Consider the following 26,701-nt stretch of genomic DNA (forward strand, 5'->3'; position numbering starts at 1 on the left):
ACTATACTTTTTTCTAGGTTCGGGCGCGTCTTGAGTGCTTCACTTTCGCTCGGCTTCCTCTCGACCGCTTTACTAATCTATCAACCCTAATACGCTTTGTCAAGCTTTTCGGCAAAAAAAATTTTGGTAAGCCTATAACTCCCATGTAGAGGCAGTTTTAGGGCAGAATAATTGAGTGAGAGAAACAGTTGAAGTACTCAATCAAGGAAAAGTTGTGAATTTTCAATCAATTATTGCCACTCTGAATCAGTTCTGGAGCGATCGCAATTGTCTAATTGCCCAACCCTACGATATTGAGAAAGGTGCAGGAACAAAGAATCCTCATACCTTTCTCAGGGCGCTGGGGCCAGAACCTTGGTCTATTGCTTATGTGGAACCTTGTCGTCGTCCGGGTGATGGGCGCTATGGGGAGAATCCGAATCGGTTTCAATATTATTATCAGTATCAAGTGCTGATTAAGCCTTCACCAGACAATATTCAAGATATTTATCTTGATTCTTTGAGGGCTTTGGGGATTCGCCCCGAAGAGCATGATGTGCGTTTTGTGGAGGATAACTGGGAGGATGCGGCGGTAGGTGCTTGGGGTACTGGGTGGGAAGTTTGGTTGGATGGGATGGAAATTACTCAGTTTACTTACTTTCAGCAGTGTGGTGGGATTGATTGTCGTCCAGTTTCGATCGAGATTACTTATGGATTAGAACGGTTAACGATGTATCTCCAGCAAAAGTCGGCAATCACCGAAATTCAATGGACAGATGATGTTACTTATGGAGATGTGCATTTGCAAGGGGAAATTGAACAGTGTACTTATAATTTTGAAGCTTCTAATCCAGAATTGCTGTTTACTTTGTTTGGTTTGTATGAACAGGAAGCAGAACAATTAATTGCTAGAGGATTGGTTCTACCTAGCTTGGACTATGTTTTAAAGTGTTCTCATAGTTTTAACTTACTGGATGCTAGAGGTGTAATTTCTGTGACGGAAAGGACTCGCTACATTGGCAGAATTCGGAGTATGGCGAGACAAGTGGCGCAGCTTTATGTACAACAAAGAGAAAAACTGGGTTTTCCATTACTGAGGTCGCAACCATCTCTGCAATCGCATCTGGAACTGGTATCTTAATTAATTGGTGAGGTAAGCAGATCAATATCTATTAATTGAGATAGTTAGGAAGTATGGTTAATCTGAATGAGCTTTTAGAACCGATCGCAGCACAGTTTAGAGCTTTGGGTATTCCTAAACCGATCGAACATTGGGGACATCCGGTAATGATGGCGATCGTTATTTTTGTTATGGGTAGCTTCGTCGGGTTAGTAGGATGGCGCGGACGAGTAGTTGCAGATCAAGAAATTGCACTGAAAAGTCGTTCTGACCATCGTAAACTAGCACCTTGGATGTTTTTATTCTTGGCACTAGGCTACACCGGGGGATTGTTGTCTTTAGTTATGCAATATAAGCCAATTTTGGAAAGCCCTCATTTTTGGACAGGTTCAATTGTGCTAATTTTGTTGGGCATTAATGGTGCGATTTCTGCCAGTAAGTTTGGTGGTAACAAATTCGCACTTCGCACAATTCATGCTTATCTGGGAAGTGCAGCACTGTGTTTGTTATTTCTTCATGCAGTTTTGGGATTAAAGCTGGGTTTGTCCATCTAAAACTAAACTTTTGACATGAATTCAGCCAGTATTGCTTTTATTCTTTGTTTAGCCTACATAGTTGGCTTGCTATCTACAGTATTTCCCTTTCCTTGGGGAGGATTTGTTGTACTAGTTTTGGGAATTATAGCAACTTTAGTTGTGCCTAAATTCTGGCGCAAAGGGCCAAAACGTTGGATTTGGTTAGTAGCTGGAATTGTAGGATTAGCAGCAGCTTTATATTTTCAGGTGAGAATACCCCAACCTGCAACTATTGATATTAGCCGGGACAATAAAGCTATGGAAGAGTTGGTCACGGTAAGGGGTACCGTAAAAAGTATGCCTCGCCTGACTCGCACAAGAAGGGCGCAATTTTGGTTAGAAGCAACTCAGCTGAATGAGGTAGTTGGTAAAGATGGTTCGATAGATTTGGGTAAAAAAGTTTCGGGAAAATTATATGTTACTGTGCCTTTATTGCAAGCAACTGGTATACATACCAATCAAAGAATTGCTGTCATGGGTAGGTTGTATAAACCTAAATTAGTCAGTAATCCGGGTGGTTTTGATTTTCGTAGTTATTTAGCCCAAGAAGGTGCTTTTGCTGGTTTGGCAGGTCGAAAAGTAGAGTTTTTGACTGAGGAAGAGGGTCCTAAAGTTGGTTGGTGGGCAATTAGACAAAGAATTATTCGTTCTCATACTCTCGGTTTAGGAATTCCTGAAGGGCCTTTGGTAAGTGCAATGGTTCTGGGTAGTCAATCAGTTAATTTTTATCTGCCTGTGGAACTTAAGGATCGGTTTACTAGAATTGGTTTGGCTCATACTTTGGCGGCTTCAGGATTTCAGGTATCGTTAATTTTATATGTGGTTTTGTTGTTGACTAAAAGTTTATCAGTGCGATCGCAATTCATCGCTGGAGTGATAGCTTTAGGAATTTTTTTGGCTTTAACTGGGCCACAACCACCTATATTAAGGGCAGTAGTAATGGGGACTGCGGCTTTAATTGCTCCGTTGCTCCAAAGGAAAATTAAACCTATAGGCTCTTTATTATTTGCGGCAACTTTTTTACTGCTGTTAAATCCTACTTGGATCTGGGATTTAAGTTTTCAATTGAGTTTTTTGGCAACTTTAGGATTGTTGGTAACAGTACCAGCTATTAGCAAAAGATTGGACTGGATGCCCCCAGTTTTAGCGGCAGCGATCGCTATTCCAATTGCTGCTTCTATTTGGACTTTGCCTTTACAATTATATGTTTTTAAAATTATCTCACCATATAGTATTCCAATTAATATAATTACTACGCCATTTGTAAGTATTCTGAGTATAGGTGGATTTGTTAGTGCTATTTTGGGGGTACTTTGGCCGAGCGCAGGTGGTTCCATTGCTTGGTTACTTTATTACCCTACGCATTGGCTAATTTCGTTGGTAGAATTCTTCTATGAGTTACCTGGAAATTCGGTTGCAGTTGGGGCGATTTCCCAATATCAGCTATTAGTTTTGTATATATTAATTGCTTTAGTTTCTTTATTGCGTTGGTGGCGGAATTATTGGTGGTTCGCTGGTTTATTGGCAGTAACCGTTATCGTTATTCCAGTTTGGCAAACGCAAACTGCTTTGTTTCAAGCAACTATCTTAGAAGCTGGGAACCAACCTGTTTTAGTCATTCAAGATAAGGGAAAGGTGACTTTAGTTAATAGTGGTGATGGTAGTACGGCTAGATACGATATTATTCCTTTTTTACAACATCAAGGTGTAAATAAAATTGATTGGGCGATCGCTACTGACACAACAATTGATAATAAAAGCGGTTGGTTAACTATTTTGGCACATTTACCCATTGGTAACTTCTACAGTAGTTCATCGGTAGATAATACTTCTCCGGGAAAAACAGAAATTCAGCAGATTTTGCAAGCACGTCATGGTAATTATCAATCTTTAACTCTTGGTCAAATTATGAATTTTGGGACAAGTTTAACAAGGCTAATTAATAGTGAAGTCCCTATGTTACAACTTTTAATTGATGGCCAAAATTGGTTATTCATTGGTACATTAAAATCTGAGGAACAAAAACAATTATTAATTACGGAAAAGTTTCCCAAAGTTGATGTATTGTGGACATCTGGACAACGAATTACAGCAGAGCTGTTAAAGGTGGTACAACCAAAAGTAGTGATTGTTTCTGCGGATACGGTTGATTTAGAAACTGTGGCTAATGTTAATCAAGCCAAAATTAAGTTGTTCATTACTGGTAAAGATGGCGCAGTTCAGTGGAAACCGAGTGGAAGGTTTGAAACTACTTTGGAATTGACAGAAGGTTACAGTGCGCTGCTGTAAAATTAAATAAAAATGATATAATTATCTATGCTTACCTAATGGAGAGGTGGCAGAGTGGTTGAATGCGGCGGACTCGAAATTCGCTATGGCGGCAACGTCATCGTGGGTTCAAATCCCACCCTCTCCGTTGAATGTGGCAGTGGCCTCCACAGTATTACTGTTGTACAGTGACTAATTTTTGTCATCGGTAACAAATGAAAATATTTGAGCTATTAATGTAGACTCGGAATTGGATCTTGGTCGTACTACCAATTGATCAAGTTTCCGCACGAGACTGCAAGGCTTCATTCAGGTGGGCGCGATCGCCTAATCTTTGGAGTAATGGCCCATAAGTACTGAACTTCACTACACTAACTGAACCTACGCGCACTTCCATGCGATCGCGATAACGTCCTAAATCAATTCCTAGTAGATTACAAAGAAGAATCCGAATCGTCGTTTTATGAGCGACAATCAAAACATTGCCAGTAGAAAATTGCGCTTCAATTTCTGCGATGACTGATATTGCTCGGCTCACTACTTCTACAGCGGTTTCGCCTTCAGTGGGAGCATTCCAAGAAGGTTCGGTCATCCAATTGATGTAATCATCAAGATAGTTTTCTCTAACCCAATCTGGCGTGTTTCCTTCCCATTTGCCAAAATCCATTTCTTTGAGCCCTTCTCTCATTTGCATTTCGGCTCCGATGGCGGCACATAAGGGTTGAGCAGTTGCGATCGTTCTTTTCCTTGGACTCACATAAACTCCTGCCCAAGGTAAAGTTCGATAAGCTGCGGCAAAAGCTTCAGCCATTTGCTTCCCTTCGGAAGTGAGTTCAGGATCGAGGCTCCCGCAGTAAGCTCCCGTCTTGGTATAAGGTGTTTCCCCATGTCGGAGAAAATATAATGTCAAAGTCATTGGGCAAAGCTTTTAAATTGGAATAACACTTTAAGAAGACTGTAAGGAAAAAAGCTTTTTGTTAAGCTTTTTAGCAGGAGGCGCGATCGCACAACCAGAAATTGATAGAGTTGCAGCAAAGTAACTACTAACAGGGTAATTTAGCATTACCAGTCAGCAGATTGAGCAGCGGCTAAGGCGATTCCAGCGACAATAATTTTGTGTTCCTGTACTTGAATTCGGGCGTGTAGGGTTTCTGGGGTATCATCGGGGAACACGGGAACGGCGGCTTGGATTAAAACTGGCCCACTATCGACTTCTGGTACGGCTATGTGAACTGTGCAACCTGTAATTTGTACTCCAGCAGCTAGGGCTTGTTCTACGCCACGTATACCTTTAAAGCTGGGTAATAAGCTGGGATGAATGTTGAGTACTCGTTTGGAGTAAGCGTTCAGAAGTGTTGGGGTAACGACGCGCATCCAACCTACCATGACTACCCATTCTACTTGATGCTGGCGGAGTGTTTCGACGATTTGTGCGTCGCAGTCTTCACGACTTTTAAAGTTACGATGATTGATGAGGATGGAGGGAATGCCCCAACGTTCTGCCCTAGCAACTACTTTGGCTTCGGGATTATTATAAATGATGACTTGGACTTGGGCGTTTAGCTGTTTGTTTGCGATCGCTTGGGCAATTGCTTCAAAATTTGTGCCACTCCCAGAAGCCATGATACCTAATTTTAGCGGTTCACCTTGAATAAAAAGGTTGGGAGGAATCGACGGTGAAATTAAGCAAGGGGTAGAATCAGCAGATGTGTTGTTGAAATTCATAACATAAGGGAGGCAATTTTGCGGCTCAAAATATATGGTAAATCCTGGTTGGACGATGATGCGATCGCTGCTTGGATTTTTTTAACTCCAGCACTCATATTACTTGGTGTTTTCATTTTATGGCCGATCTTTTATCTGTTTTACCTTAGTTTTACTGCGGGAAACTTTTCTGCGGCTGGTGTGCGTTGGGTAGGTGCAAGAAACTACTTGCGCTTGATTCTCACTTCTGACTTTTGGCAAGTCATTGGTAATACTATTTACTTTACTGTAGCTACAGTAATTCCTAGCTTAATTATTCCTTTAGGTTTGGCGGTGTTCTTGAATCGATCGCTGGCGTTAAGAGGATTATTACGAACAGCTTATTTTATACCTTCTATTACTAGTTTAGTAGCAGCTGGTTTAGGATTTCGCTGGTTATTTCAAACTGATGGGCCACTTAATAATTTATTAAATGATTTTGGCATCAATCCCATACCTTGGTTAGGCAGTACTACTTGGGCAATGCCTGTACTAATTCTCTTAAGTATTTGGAAACAATTAGGTTTTAATTTAGTAGTATTTTTGGCAGGATTGCAAACTATTCCTCTTAATCTTTATGAAGCTGCGGAATTAGATGGTGCTAATGAATTGCAGCAATTTTGGCATATTACTTTACCTGGTTTAAGACCAACTTTAGTATTTGCAACTGTAACTACAGCAATTTTTACTTTGAGAAGTTTTGAACAAGTTTATATAATTACAGGTGGTGGGCCGTTAAATTCTACTAATTTGTTAGTTTACTATATTTATGACCAAGCTTTTGCTCAATTTGATTTTGGTTATGCAGCAGCTGCGGCAACGGTTTTGTTAGCAGTAACTCTGGTTTTGGTGTATTTACAATTACGAGTTTGGGGAGAGGAGTAAGCTTCAAGGCAGGGGGGCAGAGGGGCAGAGGGGACAAGGGGACAAGGGAAATTTTTACTTTCTGCCTTCTGCTTTTCTCAGTCCCCAATTTAAATTTCTCCGCCGCTGAGTAAAATTCTCATTTCGTTGGGTTTATCTGCGGCTTCCATAGCTGTTTCTTCAGTTATTCGACCTTCTAAATAAAGGTTGTGAATCGATTGCAACATGGTACACATACCATCGTAACTTCCTTTTTTCATTATTGATTCTGTTTCTTCAACTTCGCCACGTTTAATATAATCTTTGACTGTATCGGTGTTAATTAAAATTTCATGAATTGGAGCACGTCTACCATCGGTAGTTCGCAATAAAGCTTGAGCAATTATTGCGGCTAAGGATTCTGAAAGTTGACTCAGCATTGGCTCTTGTTCGTCTGGTTCGTACAGGTTTAGAATCCTTTCAATGGTTTTAGTGGCACTGTTTGTGTGTAATGTCCCGAAAACTAAATGTCCTGTTTGTGCGGCTTTGAGAGCGGTGTTTACTGTAGATCGATCGCGCATTTCTCCGATTAAAATTACGTCTGGATCTTCTCTTAATGCGGCTTTTAATGCGCGATCGAATTCGACGGTGTGAATGCCTACTTCTCGCTGACTAATTACAGATTTGCGGTCTTCGTGAATAAATTCGATCGGGTCTTCAATGGTAATAATATGTCTCTTCATGGTACGATTAATGTAATCTACCATAGCTGCTAAAGTTGTTGATTTACCCGACCCAGTAGGGCCAGTAACTAATACTAACCCTTTGTGATAATGGCAAATTTTTTGGAATACTTCTGGTAAACCTAATTCACTAATACTGGGAATTCTTAAGGGAATTAACCGCAACACCATTGCCGAACCTTTGAGAGTTTTAAAAATATTTATTCGCACTCGCGCAAAACCATAACTTGCAGCACCATCAAAATCTAATGTTTCTTGAAATTGTTTAATTTCTGATTCTGTAATAATTTCGTGCAGCCAATTAATAAATGTAGTTTCATCAGTTACAGGGTAATTACTGACTTCCATTTGTCCGCGATTGCGAAATCGTGGGGCTTTACCAACACATAAATGAATGTCAGAAAATCCTTTTTCGTAGGCTTCTTGTACTAATTTTTCTAAAGAAATGAGATTTGACTGAAAATGAGGAATTTGCTGAGGATTTGTTTGATTTGTTATTTCAGTTTCAGAGGTTACTGTTGTACCTATTTGAATGGAAAGTTCTAGGCGATCGTTATCTAATAAAATTGCTAACTGGTGTTTTCCAGGCTGGTGTAATGCTAAATCAAAACGCCAAGTTCCTTCACTACTAATAGCTGGAGTTGTGACTTTAAGTTGATTGTCTATAACTAATATTAAAGGTTTACCAGCATGGATAGTGTCGGCTGTTCCTATAACCGAAAAGCGTTGTAATGGTGGAACTGGTACAGTGGGGGCTTTAAGAATTTTGAACATAGAAGATAATCAGCTTGGTTCTTTTTTGTGTTTGGCGATCGATCGGTGTAGACGCTTTTTACTTTATACTGATGAGATATGCAAGTTTAATATATCAGGTTTCTATGATGTGCGAAATTATGCCTTAAAATTGTTCATCAAGTATCATAAAATCTGTTTGTGTAATCCTAATTTAAAGATTGGGCTAAAATTACATAATCATCTAATGTGTAGTTAGAGTCAAAATTCAATTTAAAGTACTGACGTAGCAGTGGACTCATAAATTTTTGACAAGCTAAATTTTCTCTTGCAAATTTGCCAAAATTACTAATTGGCTTTCTGCTATATCGGGAAGTTAAATACTGATACCAAACTAACTTTAATCCTAAATCTTCTACAAATGTTTTAACTGTAAGTTCTTCTTGCTGAGGATCTTCACTTTGTCGAACATTATAAGCCTTTAATAATTTTTTATCTTGGATTATTAATAATACATAGCCATTTTTTTTCAAATGATTGCTAAATATTTGCTGATAAATAGTTTGAGATTTGATTCTTGTTTCTGGATTAGAAAAGAAACAATGCGAAATGACAATAAAATCAAAAAAATTTAGCGGTATTTTTCTAGATTGACAATTATAATCAAAAATGCTGGAAGTATCAAAACGAAAATAAGCATTGGTGGCTATTTTTTGTCTTTCTATATAGGAACGCCAAAACTGTAATCCGCGATACTGAAAATCCTTATGTTGCTCCAGAGAATAGTATGAAATATGTTGAGTATCTAAGGTAGAAAACTCAGTAATACTTTGTAATAATAAAGCCAATCCGTAAGCAATTGTACCAGAACCAGCAGCTATATCAAGTACATTAATTTTAGTTGGTAATAAGCCTGATTTGTAAATGAGAAACCAAGACAGATAAGCACAATAAACATTATCTAAAAAATACCTCATTAAATAAACATGAGGACTCAGTTCAAATTTATATTGAGGGTCTTGTCCACTTTTCAGCAAATTAATGTCTTCAATTGCATCTTCAAGCGATAAATAAAAATTCTTTCTCTCACTCAATCTGTTAAACTCATCTTTAATGAAATCAGCTAATTTGGCTTCAAATTCATCAAAAATACTACGATCGATTCCTGTACATTGAACCATACTTTCATCATGTTCAATTAATTTAAACTTTTTAGATAATAATTCTATAAATTCTGGTATAGGAGTTAATAAATTGCTAGGAGATTGTTTGGTATTTAGTTCTAAGTCTTCAAGTTTTTGGCGAAATTCATTTAATTGTCGGTGTTGTGCAGCAATTTGTTGTCGATAAGTACGAAAATTTCTCTCGCTTTGTAGCCGATCGCGAAATAATTGTTCTATCCATGTTAACTTTGCGCCTGATTGTTCTATTTGGTGTAAAATTTTTTCTGCAAGGGTAGTGTTACCCTGATATAAAGCTAGACATAACTTAACAGAACGCCAGAAATTAACAATTAAATTAATCATAACCAAATCCTTCTTTACCTTCTTTAATTTCTACTCCACAGAGGAGAGAGTTTAGTTTCTCCTTGAACTTTAAATAACTAGTTTTTTCATCATCATACCACCAAGAATATTTTTGTTTAATAGCTAAAGCTTCTTCCCTAGTTCCGGCGACGAGAGAACGTTTACTAGTGGCGTGAAATTCTTGAATTACTATGCGGTCTACAATTTCTAATTTCTTAATAAACTTTAATTGGTCTTGGGGAAAGGTTGGTAGTAGAGGAGTAATAGTAACTGAAAATCTTATGTCGTGATTCTTTTGATAAGGAATACTATGTTTGAGTTTACCAATAGCTTTTAGTCTAGCAGGGATGCTTGGCGATCGCGGTTCAAAATCTTTTCTAACTTGTTCGCTGCCAGTGGGAATACTCATATTAATTCTTAATTTTTCAAAATTTTGCAAAATATCAATATCTCTAGTAATCATTGGACTCCGAGTTTGAATTACTAAAATTGGTTGATATTTAACTAATATTTCTAATAAGCAACGGGTTAATTTTTGTTTTGATTCAATTGGTTGATAAGGATCGGTGACTGTACTCATATAAATTATTGGATGTCGTTGCGGATTTTTGTTATTCCAATTAATTAGTTCTTTTTCTAAAATTTCCGCAGCATTTTGCTTAATAATTACCCAACTTCCCCAATTTTTTCGCATTTCAGAATTAGGACTAAATGCAGCAGCATAACAATAGCTGCATCCGTATTGGCAACCTCGATAAGGATTGAGAGTGAAATCATAGTAATCAATAAATCCTGTTGCTTTGTTCAGGAGCGATTGTGCATTTTTAGCATAAACATTGGTGCTACCAAACTTTTCTCGTACAGCGATAATATATTTACCTTGAGAGTATCCTTCGTATTGTGTTTGAGGCATTTGAAAATTTACCATTTTGAATATTATAATAATTTAATTAGTTTTAATCGGCAATAAGATTACAAATTCCGTTCCTTGTTCGGGGTCTGAAGTAACATCTATTGTGCCTCCATGTTTGTCAATAATTTGATAGCAAGCAGAAAGTCCTAATCCAGTGCCTTTACCTACAGGTTTTGTGGTAAAAAATGGATCGAATATTCTACTAATAACATTGAGCGAAATTATTGACCCATTATTCCAAAATCTAATTTTGATCCATTGAGCATCTATTTTTTGAGTGTGAATGATAATGGTAGGTTTAAAAAGGTTGGATTTTTCTTTTGATTGCTTTTCAGCTAATTCTTTAATAGCATCAATAGCATTGCCAATAATATTCATAAATACTTGGTTAATTTGTCGAGGATAACATTCAATTAATGGCAAATATCCATATTGTTTAATTACTTGAATATCTGGATATTGTTCGCCTAAATGTAGGCGATTTTGTAAAATTAGCAAAGTGCTATTAATGCCCTCATGCAAGTTAACTAGTTTCATTTCGGCTTCGTCTAAGCGAGAAAAATTCCGTAACGCTAGGACAATTTGGCTAATGCGATCGGACCCTGATTGCATGGAAGAAATAATTTTAGGCAAATCAATTGTGATAAAATCAAGCTCTATTTCTTCAAGATGTTTTTCAATTTCTGGATCTTTATAACGTTGCTGATAAAGTTTAACGATATTAAGTAAATCTTGACTATAAGTGCTGACATAACTAAGGTTGGCATGAATAAAGTTAATTGGATTATTAATTTCATGGGCAACTCCAGCAACTAATTGCCCTAAACTAGACATTTTTTCTGTTTGAATTAGTTGAGCTTGAGCTTTTTTAAGGTTACTTAAAGCATCAGTTAACTGTTCGGCTTTAACTGTTAATTCTGAGTTTAGTTGTTGTAATTGTTGGGAAGCTGTTTGTAATTCCTGATTTTTTTGCCAAAGTTCTTTGGTTCTTTGTTCTACTCTTTCTTCTAAGGTTTGACGTGCAATGTCTAACTCTAAAGTGCGTTCTGCTACTCTATTTTCAAGGTCATTAACGAGTGATTTTAAAGAGGCTGCCATCTCTTGATAAGCACTGGCTAATTGTCCTAATTCGCCACCAGTACCCACACCAGGAATCGGTGTATCTAAATCACCTGCGGCTAATGTTTTGCTCCGTTTCGCTAATTGATTAATTGGTACTCCAATCTGTTTTGCTAATAAGTTGGCTACAGTTATGCAAAGTATAATTGCTAATATTAACCCAATTGAAACTATGCGAGTGAGGACTAAGTATGCTTGTTGAAAATATTGAGAATTAATTTGGATTTTGGCGACCGCTACTACATTACCTTTAGAATTTAAGGGGGCGTAAATAATGTTTTCTCCTGTTTTTTGATCGATCTGATATATAGACTCTCTGTTTTTAATTACAGGTAAAAATCCTTTAATTGATATATGCTCATTAGCTGAATTGTTCCTAATTTTCTTATCAAGAGAGATGATTGATTTGCCATTTAGAGAAATTATTTTTAATTTAGTAGTAGGTTGAGAGAAACTTAAAAACTTTTCCAACCAAGCCTGATTTAGACTTTGACCAATTATCAAAGTTCCTGAAGAATTTCCGGTACGATCTGTACGGAGAACTGGCGCTGCTACTAAAATTATTAGTTTACGATCGTTGATTGTGACTAATTGCTGTACCAACTTTCCTTGAACACTCATAGCTGCAATTTTTTCTTGCAGGATAGGCGATCGTAAAATTTCTCCTTGTTGAGCCAAAATTTCACCTTGACGATTCATTACTTGGACAATATTTACACTTGTAGATAAAAGTAATGAGTCAACAACTTCTGCTTGAATCCAAGAAAGTTTCCGCTGAGGAATAGCCTCATATAAATCTGTCCAATAGGCAAAACTTTTGGCTACATCTTGTAATCCTTGAGCAGTAGCAGATGTATATCCGCGAAAAGCTAATATTTGGTCATCAAGTCGGGTTTTTTCTAAATCAATCAAAGGCTGATAGACAAATTGCCAAGCTGCACTAAGCAAAAATAAAATGGGCAATAGAGACGCTCCAAAGGTATACAGCAAAATTTTAGTTTGGAGCCTTTGCAAAATTGTAATTATTTTGATCTTGATTCGCCTATATTTCACTATGAGTTTGCGCCACTTTTCCGAGAATTTGTGATTACATTTGCTTGGTAGATAGGCAAAGACTAAAGTTTTATCAAATGATACCAGCTAAGCAAAGCTAGCTGGCAAGATCGTCGTCTGGATCTAGCAATTCAATTATTACTTTAATAAAACAATTCCTGAAACCGAAGTCATCAAAAGTTAACAGTAATTATTATTCTTGATGATGTATAAAACAGCCCTATAAATTATAATTCTTTATAGAGCATTTATGTATATTTTGATATGATTGTTTATCTTTCCAACTATACAGCCAAAAACTTTTGAATTACATCTTGGCTGAGTTCGCTAGTGGCACCAGAGGCGACAATACCACCTTTTTGCATTGCGTAGTAGCGATCGGCTTGGCGGACAAAGTGTAAGTGTTGCTCAACTAGTAGTACAGAAATTCCTGTAGTTTGGACAATGCGGCGTACAGCTGCTTCTATTTCCAAAATAATTGATGGTTGAATTCCCTCGGTAGGTTCATCTAAAACTAATAGCCGAGGTTTTGCCATTAGTGCTCTGGCGATCGCTAATTGTTGTTGCTGTCCACCGCTTAAATCTCCACCCATCCGCCACAGCATTGTTTTTAAAACCGGGAACAATTCAAAAATTTCTTCGCTAATCTTTTCGTTACCTTTTCTACCTTTTGGTAATGCTTCAAAACCAAGTAATAAATTTTCCTCCACCGTTAAGCGCGGAATAATTTCTCGACCTTGCGGAACATAACCAATTCCCATTTTTGCTCTTCGATCGGGAGATTTACCAGTAATAGATTCACCTGCAAAACTTATTGTACCAGTACGAGATTTAAGCAACCCCATAATGGTTTTTAATAAAGTAGTTTTGCCTACACCATTACGACCAATTAGACACACCATTTGTCCATTAGAAATGGTGATATCTACATTCCGAAGAATGTGACTTTCGCCATAATAAACATTTATTCCAGAAACTTGTAGTAAAATTTCTCTAGGAGAGATTGGTTGGAATGCGATCGCTTTATTTACTGATACCATTTTTGCCAATTTCAATCAAATTTTCTAGATATTAACTAATCGATCGACAACTGTAAATTAAACTTCTTCAATTTTCTTTTCCTTTTCAGTGATTTCTGAAACTGCGATTTTTTTTTCAATTATTTCTGATACTGACATTTTTTCTTCTTTTGTAATTTCTAATAATGCAATTTTCTCTTCTTCTTCTGTGATTATCTCTTTTGTTTCAATTTCTTCTTCTTGTTTACCCAAATAAACTTCAATTACCTGCGGATCATTTTGCACCTCTTCAATATTACCTTCACATAACACCGAACCTTGATGTAAAACCGTTACCTTATTATTAGCAATTTGCCGCACAAATTCCATATCATGTTCAATCACAATAATAGAATGACTTTCTGCCAAAGCCAACAGTAATTCACCCACATTATAAGTCTCTTCATCAGTCAACCCTGCCGCAGGTTCATCTACCAATAATAAATCTGGCGATTGCGCTACTAACATCCCAATTTCCAACCTTTGCTTTTCTCCATGAGAAAGTAACCCCGCAGAAACATTGGCTTTGCTACTCAAACCAATAGTTTCTAATAAACCAGTTACAGTGCGGTATTCATCACTAGAATTTGCTCGCAACAAAGTAGCAAAAACATTTTTATTCCGGTTACAAGCAAGTTCTAAATTTTCTCTAGGTGTCAGGTTGAGATAAACGCGAGGTGTTTGAAATTTTCGCCCTATTCCCAAACGAGCAATTTCATGTTCTGCAAAACTCTGAATATTTCTGCCTTTAAAATAGACTTCGCCTTCCGTTGGTTTCGTCTTTCCACTAATCACATCCAAAAAAGTAGTTTTTCCCGCACCATTAGGGCCAATTACTACTCTTAATTCCCCTTGGTCTAAGTTAAAATTTAATCCTTTCAGCGCCTTAAAGCCACCGAAGCTTACAGTAACATTGTCAATTTCTAAAATTTTTGCGTTCATGGTAATTAGTCATCAATCATTAGTCATTTGTAGAAATTTTTCCCAGACCTGTAGGACAGGCATCTTGCCTGTCATTTCAATCCCCAGTCCCTAATTTCCCAGTTAACTCTTCCCTTTCCTGCTGCACTTCTGGGTCAGTTTCTAAACTGGGATAGGTAACTTGCTGTTTAATTCCCAATAATCTTCTAATTTGGTTAACAGCTTGAGAACGCCACCAACCGACTAAACCATCAGGTAACAACATCACCACTATTAAGAATAATGCTCCTTGGAAAAATAGCCAAATTTCGGGGAATTGTTCGCTTAACAAACTTCTGGCAAAGTTAACTAAAATTGCACCGATTATTGCCCCAATTAATGTGGCGCGACCTCCCACTGCTACCCAAATTACCATTTCAATAGAAAAGGCAATATCCATTGCTTTGGGAGAAATTAATCCGGTTTGGACAGTGTACAATGCTCCAGCAATTCCAGCGAGTCCGGCAGAAATTGCAAATACTAAAACTTTAAATCCTGTGGGGTTGTATCCCGAAAAGCGCACCCGACTTTCATCATCCCGAATTGCCACAAGTAAACGTCCAAATCTCCCAGTAGTCAACCAGCGACAAAAGCCGTAAGTTAAGGCTAAAAGTATGATTGTAAGTGCATAAAATAAGAATTGAGTCTGCGGTGCGTTAACTTCCAAACCCAAGAAAGTTTTGTAATTTGTTAAACCATTTGTGCCGTTAAATAGTTTTTGTTGTCCGTTAAAGAAGTTGAAAAAAACGATCGTCGCTGCTTGGGTTAAAATCGAAAAATAAACGCCTCGAATTCGATTACGAAATACTAAATAACCCAATAGTGCTGCCAGTAAAGCTGGTATAATTATTATTCCAATGATGGTGAGAGGAAAAGAGTAAAAAGGTTGCCAAAACCAGGGTAATTCATGTACACCGTAAAGACCCATAAATTCTGGTAAACGACCAGGTTCTAAAGGTGCTAATTGTAGGTGCATTGCTAAGGCGTAACCACCCAAAGCAAAAAATACTCCATGACCTAAACTCAACATTCCGGTGTAACCCCAAATGAGGTCAATTCCTAAAGCAACAATTGCTAAAGCGAGAAAACGTCCCAGTAAACCGACTCGAAATGCTTGTCCAACAACGGTTAGTAATGGAGGGATGAGGAAGATGGTAATTAGAGCGATCGCACCCACAATTCCCGCTTCTATTAAAATAGATTTGTGTTTAGTATAAACGGGATATTTTAACTTTAAACCCTGGAATTTTGGCACCGTATCCTTTGCAGCTACAGGTTCAACAACAGTTTCCTTACCTTGCCAATTTTCTGTTCTTTTCCGCACGCGAGGAAAGTGATAAATCTTTTGAGTATTTGCCTTAATTTCCTCTTTTTTCATTCTCCCCTCCTGACTAATCAACAGACTCTAATTACCCAAACACTTAAAACACAATTAAGCATCCACCGTGCGACCTTTTTGCGGGAACAAACCAGCCGGACGCACTTGTAAAAAGACAATAATCAAAGCAAATACCATAACCTTTGCCATACTAGTAGTTGCAAAGAAACCAAAGAAATCGGCTAAAGGTGGAATTGGTGATAGTAAAGGTGCTAAAGCATTGGAACCAATAATATAACTAACCGTACCAATTGCCAGTGCTGCCACAATACTACCGACTAACTTTCCGACACCACCAACAACTACCACCATGAATGTATCTACAATATAATTTTGTCCGGTATTTGGCCCAACAGAACCTAACAAACTAATTGCACAACCAGCCACTCCAGCTAAACCCGAACCTAACGCAAAAGTTAAAGCATCCACTTTTTGAGTGGGAATTCCTAAACAAGAACTCATACTGCGATTTTGCGTAACTGCGCGAATTCTTAAACCCCATGCTGTACGTTGGAAAAAATAATAAATTCCTGCCACGCATAAAATAGTTAGAAAAATGATAAATAGCCTGGTATAAGGAAGTCGCAAATCCCCAATATTTAAACCACCTTGTAACCATTTAGGTGCAGTAACGTTAACATTTTGGGCACCAAACCAAGGTTGAGTAACAGCTAATTTGTAAGTTTGTGCTAACACCACACCTACTACTGCTGATATAGCTGCTGATAACGGTAGCATTATTGTGAAAAACAAGTTGCGAATTCTGTCAAAATCTGGGCGACGAGACACCACCCACCAAGCACCAAAAAACAACAAACAAAATAATGTAATACCAATTACTAGAACCCAGTTAACACTGCGAACAAACTGTTGCAGAATTAAACTCACACCCCAGGTTGCTAACAAAGTTTCTAATGGTCTACCGTAAAGAAATCTCACTACACCTTTTTCTAATAATAATCCCACCAAAGCTGTGACTAAAAAAGCCATTGGTATCGCCAAAATAATATATGTTTCAGATAAAGGGCTTCCCAAACCTTTAAAAACATTTTGCACGACAAAAGTTGTATAAGCGCCTAGCATAATTAACTCGCCGTGCGCCATATTAATTACACCCATCAACCCGAAAACTACGGCTAATCCTAACGCCGCAATTAATAATACCGAACCAATACTAATTCCGCTAAATATCACATTTAAAAATTCTACCACTGCACCTTTACCTCCCAAATTTAATCAACCGTTCTCAAAGCTTTTGAATTAGTAAAATGGGTGAGCCAAGCCCACCCAAAAACTATTTAGTTCTTAACTTTTAACTTGAAATTTTCCTCCTTTGCTGGGGTCAGACCAATCGCAAGAATACCCCTTAGTTTCTGCTACAAACTGATTCCAGGGTATAGGTTTAACAGGTGCAGTGCTAGCAGAGACAATTTTAAACAAGCCATCTTCGCCTACTTCACCAATGCGAACCGTCTTATAAATATGGTGGTTATTGTCCATAGTAACCTTACCCTCTGGCGCAGCTAAAGTTTGCCCTAAAGCAGCTTTTCTCACGGCTTCAATGTCAGTAGTTTTAGCTTTTTCCACTGCTTGTTTCCACAAGTAAACAGCAATATAAGCCGCTTCCATTGGGTCGTTTGTTACTCTATCCGCGCCATATTTAGCTTTGAAAGCTTGAACAAACTTTTTATTTTCTGGTGTATCAACTGTTTGGAAATAATTCCAAGCCGCGTAATGACCTTTGAGATAATCAACTCCAATGGCTTTAACTTCTTCTTCCGCAATACTAACGGACATTGTAGGATATTTATCTGGTGTCAATCCAGCATCTTTCATTTGTTTGAAAAATGCTACATTGCTATCACCATTGAGAGTATTGTAAATTACGCCACCATTCGGTAAAGCTTGTTTGATTTTGCTGATAATTTGGGTGACTTCGGTACTACCCAAAGGTAAATAATCTTCCCCAACAATTTTTCCGCCTTTAGCTTGTACCTGCGCTTTAATAATTGTATTAGCAGTCCGGGGAAAAACGTAATCTGAACCGATTAAGAAAAATTCTTTTCCTTTATTTTGTAACAGCCAATCTACAGAAGGTTCAATTTGTTGATTGGGTGCAGCACCAGTGTAGAAAATGTTGTTGGAACATTCCTGTCCTTCGTATTGCACAGGATACCATAACATATGTTTTTTCTCTTCAAAAACTGGCAACACTGCTTTACGACTAGCAGAAGTCCAACAACCAAAAATAGTAACCACTTTATCTTGGTCAATTAATTTTTTAGCTTTTTCGGCAAAAGTCGGCCAGTCAGAAGCGCCATCTTCAACTATTGGTTGAATTTGTTTACCTAAAACACCGCCAGATTTGTTAATTTCTTCTATTGCTAATTGTTCAGCATCGACAACACTCTTTTCACTAATTGCCATTGTGCCGCTTAAAGAGTGTAAAATTCCCACTTTAATAGTATCTCCGCTAGCAGCTACTGGTGCTGTTGTAGGAGTTGTGTTTGCTATGGGTGTTGTGTTTGCTGCGGGGGTTGTGTTTGCTGCGGGGGTTTGTGCTGTAGGAGTTGTATTACTACCACAAGCTTTCAATAAAATAGTTGTCCCCAAAGTGGCAGAACCGTACAAAATAAACTTGCGCCGACTAATTTTTCTGCTCATTCGTTTTTATTCCACTCCTCAAATTGATCAGTCTGTAGATAGGGGATTTGTGACTGAAATTTGCTATATTAGACCCTCTTACTCAGACTTTTAGTATATTTGAATACAAAATTTATTTAAGTAACATTTTGTTCCAACTCTTAAGAATTTTTTACAATTCACACTAGCTCATCAGTTATTACTCGCCGCAAAATTTCTGTTACTTCGGCTGCCATTCTCGCGTCAAGTTGCACGGCATTTTTGCTTGCACCTCTAAGAGTTAAAGCAAAACTTTTCAATTTAGGTGAATTGTTTTCATTCTGAGAAAGTTCATCGATGAATTGTATCAGCATCACATAAACGATTTCGTATCTATTCCTACTATCGCTATTGCCATTTCCCAGTTTGGAAATAATTACTGGAGAACGAATTTTTTTATCTAATCCTAGTTGCTTGATTGCTAAATCCGTATAACGACAGGCATCGGTACCCATTGCCCTAACGATGCTTTCTAAACTATTCCATTGAGCATTTAGTAATTTTATTTCTAAAGGTAGATGTTGATGCCAACCTAACAGTGTAACGCAGCGAGTTAAGTCATAAGCGGTGACTAAATTTTCACCGGAAGTACCTTCTGAGGTGCTAGACAATACAACTTTTTTTCGCTTTAAATCGTAAATTTCTGGACGATCGAGATAAGGTGGTTCACCGTATCTGCCACGAAATTCTAAGTTTTTGTTTCCAGTGATTTTTTTTACCCAATTTTCTAATCCTTGGCGAGTCTCGAAGCGCTTGAACATAGCTGCTAAGGAATTAGAACTAGCTATACGATCGCCATAACTAACCACATCCCAGACTAACTCATAAAATGGTACATCTCTTTTGCGCCGATCGCGATCGCGAATCACACAATCATCAACATCAGTATTCGGTGAATTAGCATTAACTCTAGAGACAACATTAAGAATGGGTAAAATTTTTGTCGCACTCCAAAATTGACCTTTTCTTAAAGCATTTCTCCCTAACCAATGAGTTAGTAAATTTCCGGTTTCAAAACTCGCCACACAAACACAAGCTTCTTGAATATCTTCATGCAAGAAATCTAAACCTTTGTCATCAATTTGTGGCAGTTGTCCCACTTGAGGATAAGGACTAAACTTTCCGGGTTTTTCTGACTCTTTTTTTGCCCCTAATTTCTGATAATCTTTAGTAGATAGACGTTGGGGATAATCTTTAATTTCTTCTTTATACGGAGAACTTTGTACGCCTTGATATAACAAAGCTAAATGCTCATCTTTCGATCCTTTATTAAGGGCAACAGTGAAAAAATTTTTATAAACTTTTAATCTATCTTTCGCTTGTTCCAATTCCATTGGTAATAGATTAATTCCTGAATTTTCTATCTCAATAAACGGAGAAATCTGCTTTCCAGCAATTGCTTGCATAATTGCGTTAGTAACTTTTGTTCTGGCATCTTTCATTGCCTTGGCAATTAATCTTCCTGCCACAACTTTAGCATTGTAATCATCAGCAGCAAAAATTTCTCCACCAAATGCGATCGACCATTTATCCCAAGTATTGACTAACTTTGCTACTTCCTTGTCTGCTACTTCTCGACTTTTAAAAATAGAATAAAAAATTGCTATTGCTTCATCATTACTCACAGGATTTGTGGCTGGACTAACAGGCGCTTTTACTGTTTCCCCAGCCAAAGCTAACTTAAGTGTTTCTGCAACTTTAAACTTAGCCGTTTCCACCTCTAAAGCCAGCTTTTTACCAATTAATATTTTTGCATTATTTTCCGTTGGTGCAAACGATTGAGCATCAAAAGCTATTGCCCACCTCTGCCAATAAACTTTAAGTTTTAAAGCTGCATCATCAGCCTTAGCAGCATCCTGATTAAACAAACTGTTAAATTCATTTAACCCATCGCTATTACTAATTGTTCGAGGTTCTAAAATTGGAGAATTAGACATTAATAACACCTCTAAAAAAGCTAGTAGTTAATATTTTCAACAGCCTTGGGTCAAAAAAATTTGCTATGTGTCTCTGATACGCTACAATTAGTATCTTCCCATATTTTTGCATCATCGAAGCTCTCTAATCTAAAATTATCATGTCTGTTCGTCCTCGGAAACAATTTGCTCAACATTGGCTAAAGAGTGAAAAAGCCTTAAATGAAATAGTCAAAGCAGCCGAAATAAGTAAAAACGATCGCATCTTAGAGATTGGCCCCGGAACAGGCAATTTAACCCGCTATCTTTTACCTTTAGCCGAGTCAGTGGTGGCTGTAGAAATCGATCGCGACTTGTGCGAAAAATTAGCTAAAAGCCTGGGTAAAACAGAAAACTTTCTGCTGTTACAAGGAGATATTCTCACCCTCGATTTAGAAACCCAATTAGCTAACTTTCCTCAATTTCAAAACCCCAATAAAGTAGTTGCCAATATTCCTTACAATATTACTGGGCCGATTCTAGAAAAACTCTTAGGTAAAATAGCTAAACCCGCAACTAAACCTTACGATTTAATCGTATTATTAGTGCAAAAAGAAGTTGCTGAAAGATTATATGCTAAACCATCATCAAAAGCCTTTGGAGCTTTATCAGTTAGAGTACAATACTTAGCAGATTGTGAGTTAATATACTCCGTACCAGCCAAAGACTTTTATCCAGCCCCAAAAGTTGATTCAGCCGTAGTACGTTTACATCCGCAAATTCATTACCCTGCTGAAAATCCCAAATTTTTAGATAGTTTAGTCAAAATCGGTTTTGCAGAGAAACGGAAAATGTTACGAAATAATTTAAAAAGTGTGGTAGAACGCGATCGTTTGACCCAAATTCTGGAACAATTAGAAATAAATTCCCAAGCTCGCGCCGAAGACCTCAGCGTGCGACAATGGGTAGAATTAAGCAACAAACTAATGCAAGAAGGCACAAGGCAGAACGCAGAAGGCAGAAGTGAAGAAGGCTTTTATAATTAGCTTTTTAGCTGTTTTCAACTGCTCAATCATTTCTGCTACACTGCACTAATTTATTAAAAAAGTAAAAACTTGAATTCACCAACCTTCTGACTTCACCTAAAAACTGTCAAACAAATGCGTTCTTACACCTTAATTGCCCCTGCCAAAATCAATCTTTATCTAGAAATCTTAGGGATACGCCCTGATGGATATCACGAATTGGCAATGATTATGCAAACCATAGAATTAGCCGATCATATTGAAATTAATGCCAACGGTACTGATAATATCCGCCTGCATTGTTCGCATCCTGAAGTACCATTAGATCACACAAATATTGCCTATCGTGCAGCTAAATTAATGGCAGAACAATTTCCTGAAGCCTTTGCCCAATTCGGTGGAATTGATATTGATATAGATAAGCGAATTCCTGTGGCTGCTGGGTTAGCAGGAGGTTCTACAAATGCTGCTGCAATCTTAGTAGGTTTAGACTTAATGTGGAACTTAGGATTAACCCAATCAGAATTACAAGAATTAGCCGCATTACTTGGTTCTGATGTACCTTTTTGTATTGCAGGAGGCACAGCAATTGCTACTGGAAGAGGAGAAATATTATCGCCATTACCAGCTTTAGATAACCTTTATGTTGTCTTAGCAAAATATCGCAGTTTAGGAGTTTCTACAGCGTGGGCTTACACTACTTATCGAGAAAAGTTTGGTAATAGTTATGCTTGTGATACTTCGACTATAAAAGAGCGATCGACTAAAGTAAATTCAGGTGCGTTAGTAAGTGCGATCGCCCACAAAGATAGCATAAAAATCGGTCAATCTCTTTACAACGACCTAGAAAGAGTCGTATTACCAGCCCATCCCCAAGTAGAACAACTGCGCCAAGCATTTCAAAAACAAAATATTTTGGGCACAATGATGTCAGGATCGGGTCCCTCAGTATTTGCCCTTGTTGAATCAAATACTCAAGCCCAAGAAGTAAAAATTCAAGTGGAAAATGAACTGAAAAATCCCGATTTAGACCTCTGGATTACCAGATTTCGCCCAACAGGAATAACCGTAGAAAACTAAGTTAATTTACGCAGAAAATTTCTTTCTTTTGACTCATGAACGAACCAACACCTACCGAAAAATCCAACTCTTCCGCAACGGAAACCGACACCAACCCACCCAGCATTTTACGCTGTATAATTGGTTCCATAGTTGCCGCAACAATGGCGATCGGTTGCTTCTTTATCAATTCTTCCATTGCTCAATATTTTGTCGATCGTCCAATTCATTCCTCAAACTATCTTGTTGTTAACATTACATCTGCCGTTCGTACCTTAATTATCGGCATCAGCACCTTAGCAATAGGCGTTTTTAGCTTAATCGCCCTTGGACTTTTAGCCCTAGCTATTCAAGTCACCATTCAGCAATTAAAACAGCAAACTTCCTCACCAAAAAACTGAATTTTAGGCAATAAAAAACCTACGTCGCATTTATCATGACGTAGGTAAAATGGGATTTCACTTAAACTTTTTAACTACCAAACCAAACTGGGAAAAGGTGAAAGCGTTACTTTTGAGTGTTAAGTTATAACTCTTAAATTAAATTGCCTTAACAACTTAAAACTCTGTAAAGACGGGTTTAGTACAAAATCTTTGTCACTTACAAAGATATCTGGGCAAAATCCGCCCCTGCAAACTCTTAACCTTCCTGTTCTCTTCCCTCAGCAGATCTCCCACTCAGCGATTCCGATAACCGACTTTTTAACAAAACTGACTTCTATGCAGCACAGTTTCACCATGATCGGGAATCCAAGCTAACCAAGAGTCTGAGTCACACTGACACAACAACAATGCTTCGTCGAAACTGAAAGAACTGGGAACTTCCAAAAGTTTCACCCAAGTAGACGGTTGTAATTCCTGGGGTAGCGGATGCTCTTCATTTTCTGTCAACCAATCCCAGGAATAGGAAGGCAAACCTGTACCAACCTCCGACTTATATATGTCGAGTTTCATCATCCTTCCTCGCAATTAAGGTAAGCAGTCCATTGCTAAGGCTTTCCCAGGCTTCGCTGGAACTGTTTTCCTCAGTCAATGGTCTAAAATCTAATTAATTCTGTATTCAAAATTACAAAATTCTGGCTAAACAGGTCAAGAAACTGAGTCATAACTTAACATTTGAGCTGTGAAGTAGGATACCTGTCTATATTCTTATAAGTAAAAATTCTGTGAGATGGATCTTGTCAATCCTCCTAAGAGATAAGATAGGGTGTAAGAGAAAAGTAATTGGTACATTACTAGCTAGAATTTAAAGATATTGTAAAATATTTTTTGGTTAAAAACTAAAAAATATTAAATAAACATAAACTATTTATGTGTTAAAACTAAAATAACTTGCCCAAAACTAGCTAATTTAAAAATTTGGCTCCAATCAATTCTATTAGGGTAAAGAGTATTTTTAAAATTGTAAATAGTCTTAAAAATCAGGGAAAAAATACATGATACTTCTGGATGACAAACTTTCTTCTCCCCCACAGCAGGAGCAAATGTTAGAAGTTGGCAAACGAGTTGAATTAATTGAGCAGCTATTGGCAATTGGTACAGCACTTTCCAGCAGCCAAGATTTAGGAGAATTACTCAATCTTATTTTAACAAAAAGCCGCGAAATTACTTATAGTGACGCAGGTAGTCTTTATCTCATTGACCAAAAAGATTGTATTCCTAAATTAGTATTTAAAGTTGCACAGAATGACTCCTTATCACAGGCAACATTTAAAGAATTTGCCATGCCCATTACCCAAAATAGTTTAGCTGGATATGTGGCACTCACAGGAAAAAATTTAAACTTACCAGATGCTTATCATTTACCAAAAAATGTTCCTTACCAAATAGACAAAACTTTTGATGAGAGCTTTGGTTATCGCACGCGATCGGTTTTAGTTTTGCCAATGCAAGACCAAAACGGAGAAATTATTGGCGTAATTCAACTGATAAATCGCAAAATTAAACGAGATACTGTTATCACATCTGAAAACGCCATTACCGTTACTCAACCATACTCTAATTGGGAAGAACGTATAGTTAAAAGTCTCGCTTCTCAAGCAGCCATTTCTATTGAACGCAATCAATTACAAGAAAGTATTCAAAACTTATTTGAAGGATTTGTAAAAGCCTCAGTGCATCTGATTGAACTACGCGATCCCACAACTTTCGGTCATTCAGAACGAGTAGCTGAACTCACCGTCCGCTTAAGTGAAGAAGTTACCTCAATTACCAAAGGTAAATTTAAATCTATATATTTTAATGAGTCTCAAATCCAAGAAATTCGCTACGCTGCTTTATTACATGACTTTGGTAAAGTCTGCGTTCCCGAAAGAATTTTACAAAAGCGAAAAAAGCTTTATCCAGAACAACTAGAAGTATTGCGCCATCGTTTCGCTTTAGCACAACGTACCCTAGAATTAGAATGTGCAGAAACCAAATTTAACCAACTGCTTAACTCTCCATTTCATCGTCATGAAAGCAACAATAATCAATTGAGTTGCACCCACTGCGAGGAATTAGCAAAAATTGATACAGAACTTCAGCTAAAAATCACCAAACTCAATCATTACTGGAAATTATTATTAGAAACTAATGAACCAGAAGCAATTGCAACCAAGCGATTTCAAGAATTATCAGAAGAAGCATTGATAGAATTAACAGAGTTATCCGAGTATAAATATCGTGATATTGATGGTCAATTAAAACCACTCGTTTCTTTAGAAGAAATGGAACAGTTATTGATTCCAAGAGGAAACCTGACACCAGAAGAAAGAAAAGCGATCCAAGCTCACGTTACCCACACCTACAAATTCCTCGAACAAATCCCTTGGACGAAAAACTTACAACAAGTACCACTAATCGCTGCCGGACACCACGAAACATTAGATGGCAGTGGTTATCCTCACGGTTTAGCAATAGGAGAAATACCCCTGCAAACGCAAATCTTAACCATAGCCGACATCTACGACGCATTAACTGCGAGCGATCGGCCCTACAAACGCAAATTACCTGTAGAAACCACCCTACAAATCCTCAAACAAGAAGCCAACAAAGGCAAACTCAACATTGGCTTAGTAGAACTCTTTCATCAACGCCAAGTTTTCCAAGTCTTAGGTCACACCTTGTAGAAACAGGGGACGGGGGAGCAAAGGGGCAAGGGAGCAGTTTTGAGTTAAAGAGTCCCCCCGTCTCTCCCCATCTCCCCAATCCCTTGTCCCCTTGTCTCAGTCCCCAATCCCCTATCTCCAATTTTTGCAATTCTTATTCTTAACCAAAATTTTCCCCACAGATTTCACAACGTTTCCACAAGCCACTTCCGGTTTTTCCACAATATCCACTTAGTTTTCCACAGGCGAGAACGAAGAGATCAGCTCTTCCCGTCTAACTGGGGAATTTTCTCAAAGGGAACATAGTAGGCATGATACACGGAAAATTAGTGAAGAAATGTAACGAATATTGACCTAAAAAGCTCATTCCACCGTGAGTTGTAAAATTATAGCTGGGTATTTGTAACATTTCGCATCATTGACAACCCCTCCCCCCGATCGCAGAAAATGATGCGACCACCATATATTCAACAGCCAATCATCAGTAGTCAATTCTCAGTAACCCATAATTAGTTGCCAATAGATATGTAAGTTTTTCACCAACTCCAGCCACCAGCAACTCAACATATCAACCTTCAATCCATAACCTATAGAGGAATCCTATGAATACCAACGTCTGTATGCTTGCCGAAATCCCCGAAGCGCTACACGAATCCCTCAAAAGTTACCTAGAAACTCACCCAGACTGGGATCAAGACCGAGTTTTCACCGCCGCCCTGTCACTGTTTCTGCTACAAAATGGAGACAGCCAGACCCCAGAAGCATCACGCAGCTATCGTCGAGCCGCTCAAGTCTACTTAGAAACCCTGTTCCGCCATTCAGCTTAGTGAAGGCAGAAGGCAGAAGGGAAGAAGAGATGGGGAGGTGGGGAGGTAGGGAGGTGAGGAGAGTTGAAGAGATAGTTAGTTAAATTATTTCCCCCCATCCCCCCATCTCCCCATC

General features: G+C 38.0%; 21 protein-coding genes, 1 tRNA gene and 1 pseudogene. 10 read left to right on the forward strand and 13 right to left on the reverse strand.

What is annotated here, in order from left to right; genetic code table 11:
* Positions 1 to 214: 214 nt before the first annotated feature.
* From glyQ to IQ264_RS21610, 4 genes are all read left to right on the forward strand, one after another.
* Entirely contained in the window at positions 215 to 1,120 is a 906-nt protein-coding gene (gene glyQ / locus IQ264_RS21595) for a glycine--tRNA ligase subunit alpha (protein WP_193982888.1), read from the forward strand.
* 53 nt (positions 1,121 to 1,173) lie between these two features.
* Positions 1,174 to 1,653, forward strand: a complete 480-nt coding sequence (locus tag IQ264_RS21600; protein ID WP_193982870.1) for a DUF4079 domain-containing protein — start codon at positions 1,174 to 1,176, stop codon at positions 1,651 to 1,653.
* A 15-nt stretch (positions 1,654 to 1,668) separates the two neighbouring features.
* Complete coding sequence (locus IQ264_RS21605; protein ID WP_193982871.1) at positions 1,669 to 3,963, forward strand: ComEC/Rec2 family competence protein; 2,295 nt, start codon at positions 1,669 to 1,671, stop codon at positions 3,961 to 3,963.
* Positions 3,964 to 4,003: 40 nt separating this feature from the next.
* Positions 4,004 to 4,090: transfer RNA gene (locus IQ264_RS21610), tRNA-Ser, on the forward strand.
* A gap of 129 nt (positions 4,091 to 4,219) precedes the next feature.
* On the opposite strand, the gene IQ264_RS21615 is transcribed toward IQ264_RS21610, so the two are convergent.
* A complete protein-coding gene (locus IQ264_RS21615; protein WP_193982872.1) occupies positions 4,220 to 4,858 on the reverse strand; it encodes a histidine phosphatase family protein in 639 nt (212 codons plus the stop codon).
* Between the two features lie 146 nt (positions 4,859 to 5,004).
* Positions 5,005 to 5,667 (reverse strand): phosphoribosylglycinamide formyltransferase, encoded by a 663-nt coding sequence (gene purN, locus IQ264_RS21620; RefSeq protein WP_193982873.1) that lies wholly within the window; start codon positions 5,665 to 5,667, stop codon positions 5,005 to 5,007.
* Between the two features lie 18 nt (positions 5,668 to 5,685).
* On the opposite strand from purN, the gene IQ264_RS21625 reads away from it, so the two are divergent.
* The gene (locus IQ264_RS21625) at positions 5,686 to 6,570 is read left to right on the forward strand and encodes a carbohydrate ABC transporter permease (RefSeq protein WP_228061708.1); all 885 of its coding nucleotides are present in this window, start codon (positions 5,686 to 5,688) and stop codon (positions 6,568 to 6,570) included.
* A gap of 89 nt (positions 6,571 to 6,659) precedes the next feature.
* On the opposite strand, the gene IQ264_RS21630 is transcribed toward IQ264_RS21625, so the two are convergent.
* The 10 genes and pseudogenes from IQ264_RS21630 to IQ264_RS21675 form a co-directional block, all read right to left on the reverse strand.
* A complete protein-coding gene (locus tag IQ264_RS21630; RefSeq protein ID WP_193982874.1) occupies positions 6,660 to 8,045 on the reverse strand; it encodes a type IV pilus twitching motility protein PilT in 1,386 nt (461 codons plus the stop codon).
* Positions 8,046 to 8,212: 167 nt separating this feature from the next.
* On the reverse strand, positions 8,213 to 9,529 hold the full coding sequence (locus tag IQ264_RS21635) for a photosystem II assembly protein (RefSeq protein ID WP_193982875.1): 1,317 nt from the start codon (positions 9,527 to 9,529) through the stop codon (positions 8,213 to 8,215).
* Positions 9,522 to 10,442, reverse strand: a complete 921-nt coding sequence (locus tag IQ264_RS21640) for an SPL family radical SAM protein (RefSeq protein WP_193982876.1) — start codon at positions 10,440 to 10,442, stop codon at positions 9,522 to 9,524. The genes IQ264_RS21635 and IQ264_RS21640 overlap by 8 nt, the downstream gene beginning before the upstream one ends.
* 33 nt (positions 10,443 to 10,475) lie before the next feature.
* Entirely contained in the window at positions 10,476 to 12,524 is a 2,049-nt protein-coding gene (locus IQ264_RS21645) for an ATP-binding protein (protein WP_193982877.1), read from the reverse strand.
* A 374-nt stretch (positions 12,525 to 12,898) separates the two neighbouring features.
* Positions 12,899 to 13,654: an urea ABC transporter ATP-binding subunit UrtE gene (gene urtE, locus IQ264_RS21650; RefSeq protein WP_193982878.1), complete on the reverse strand. Its 756-nt coding sequence runs from the start codon at positions 13,652 to 13,654 to the stop codon at positions 12,899 to 12,901.
* A gap of 216 nt (positions 13,655 to 13,870) precedes the next feature.
* Positions 13,871 to 14,614, reverse strand: a pseudogene (gene urtD, locus IQ264_RS21655) (urea ABC transporter ATP-binding protein UrtD); the annotation flags it as partial.
* Positions 14,615 to 14,690: 76 nt separating this feature from the next.
* On the reverse strand, positions 14,691 to 16,010 hold the full coding sequence (gene urtC / locus IQ264_RS21660) for an urea ABC transporter permease subunit UrtC (RefSeq protein ID WP_193982880.1): 1,320 nt from the start codon (positions 16,008 to 16,010) through the stop codon (positions 14,691 to 14,693).
* Positions 16,011 to 16,064: 54 nt separating this feature from the next.
* Positions 16,065 to 17,222, reverse strand: coding sequence for an ABC transporter permease subunit (locus IQ264_RS21665; protein ID WP_193982881.1), 1,158 nt, complete (start codon positions 17,220 to 17,222; stop codon positions 16,065 to 16,067).
* 93 nt (positions 17,223 to 17,315) lie between these two features.
* A complete protein-coding gene (gene urtA / locus IQ264_RS21670; RefSeq protein ID WP_193982882.1) occupies positions 17,316 to 18,674 on the reverse strand; it encodes an urea ABC transporter substrate-binding protein in 1,359 nt (452 codons plus the stop codon).
* Positions 18,675 to 18,832: 158 nt separating this feature from the next.
* The gene (locus IQ264_RS21675; protein WP_228061709.1) at positions 18,833 to 20,629 is read right to left on the reverse strand and encodes a hypothetical protein; all 1,797 of its coding nucleotides are present in this window, start codon (positions 20,627 to 20,629) and stop codon (positions 18,833 to 18,835) included.
* 140 nt (positions 20,630 to 20,769) lie between these two features.
* On the opposite strand from IQ264_RS21675, the gene rsmA reads away from it, so the two are divergent.
* The 3 genes from rsmA (at position 20,770) to IQ264_RS21690 (ending at position 23,072) form a co-directional block, all read left to right on the forward strand.
* Positions 20,770 to 21,633: a 16S rRNA (adenine(1518)-N(6)/adenine(1519)-N(6))-dimethyltransferase RsmA gene (gene rsmA, locus IQ264_RS21680; RefSeq protein WP_193982883.1), complete on the forward strand. Its 864-nt coding sequence runs from the start codon at positions 20,770 to 20,772 to the stop codon at positions 21,631 to 21,633.
* A gap of 114 nt (positions 21,634 to 21,747) precedes the next feature.
* Positions 21,748 to 22,692 carry a 4-(cytidine 5'-diphospho)-2-C-methyl-D-erythritol kinase gene (gene ispE, locus IQ264_RS21685; protein ID WP_193982884.1) on the forward strand — a complete coding sequence of 315 codons (945 nt, stop codon included), beginning with the start codon at positions 21,748 to 21,750 and terminating at the stop codon, positions 22,690 to 22,692.
* Between the two features lie 35 nt (positions 22,693 to 22,727).
* Positions 22,728 to 23,072 (forward strand): DUF3082 domain-containing protein, encoded by a 345-nt coding sequence (locus tag IQ264_RS21690; protein ID WP_193982885.1) that lies wholly within the window; start codon positions 22,728 to 22,730, stop codon positions 23,070 to 23,072.
* 300 nt (positions 23,073 to 23,372) lie between these two features.
* Here the strand turns inward: IQ264_RS21690 and IQ264_RS21695 are convergent, their stop codons facing one another.
* Positions 23,373 to 23,627, reverse strand: coding sequence for a hypothetical protein (locus IQ264_RS21695; protein ID WP_228061710.1), 255 nt, complete (start codon positions 23,625 to 23,627; stop codon positions 23,373 to 23,375).
* A gap of 527 nt (positions 23,628 to 24,154) precedes the next feature.
* Between IQ264_RS21695 and IQ264_RS21700 the strand changes: the two genes are divergently transcribed.
* Together IQ264_RS21700 and IQ264_RS21705 are read left to right on the forward strand one after the other, a co-directional pair.
* Positions 24,155 to 25,780, forward strand: coding sequence for an HD family phosphohydrolase (locus tag IQ264_RS21700; protein ID WP_228061712.1), 1,626 nt, complete (start codon positions 24,155 to 24,157; stop codon positions 25,778 to 25,780).
* A 581-nt stretch (positions 25,781 to 26,361) separates the two neighbouring features.
* The gene (locus IQ264_RS21705) at positions 26,362 to 26,586 is read left to right on the forward strand and encodes a DUF2811 domain-containing protein (RefSeq protein WP_193982887.1); all 225 of its coding nucleotides are present in this window, start codon (positions 26,362 to 26,364) and stop codon (positions 26,584 to 26,586) included.
* Positions 26,587 to 26,701: the final 115 nt, after the last annotated feature.

This window comes from [Phormidium] sp. LEGE 05292, from assembly GCF_015207735.1.
Classification (GTDB): domain Bacteria; phylum Cyanobacteriota; class Cyanobacteriia; order Cyanobacteriales; family Aerosakkonemataceae; genus Floridanema.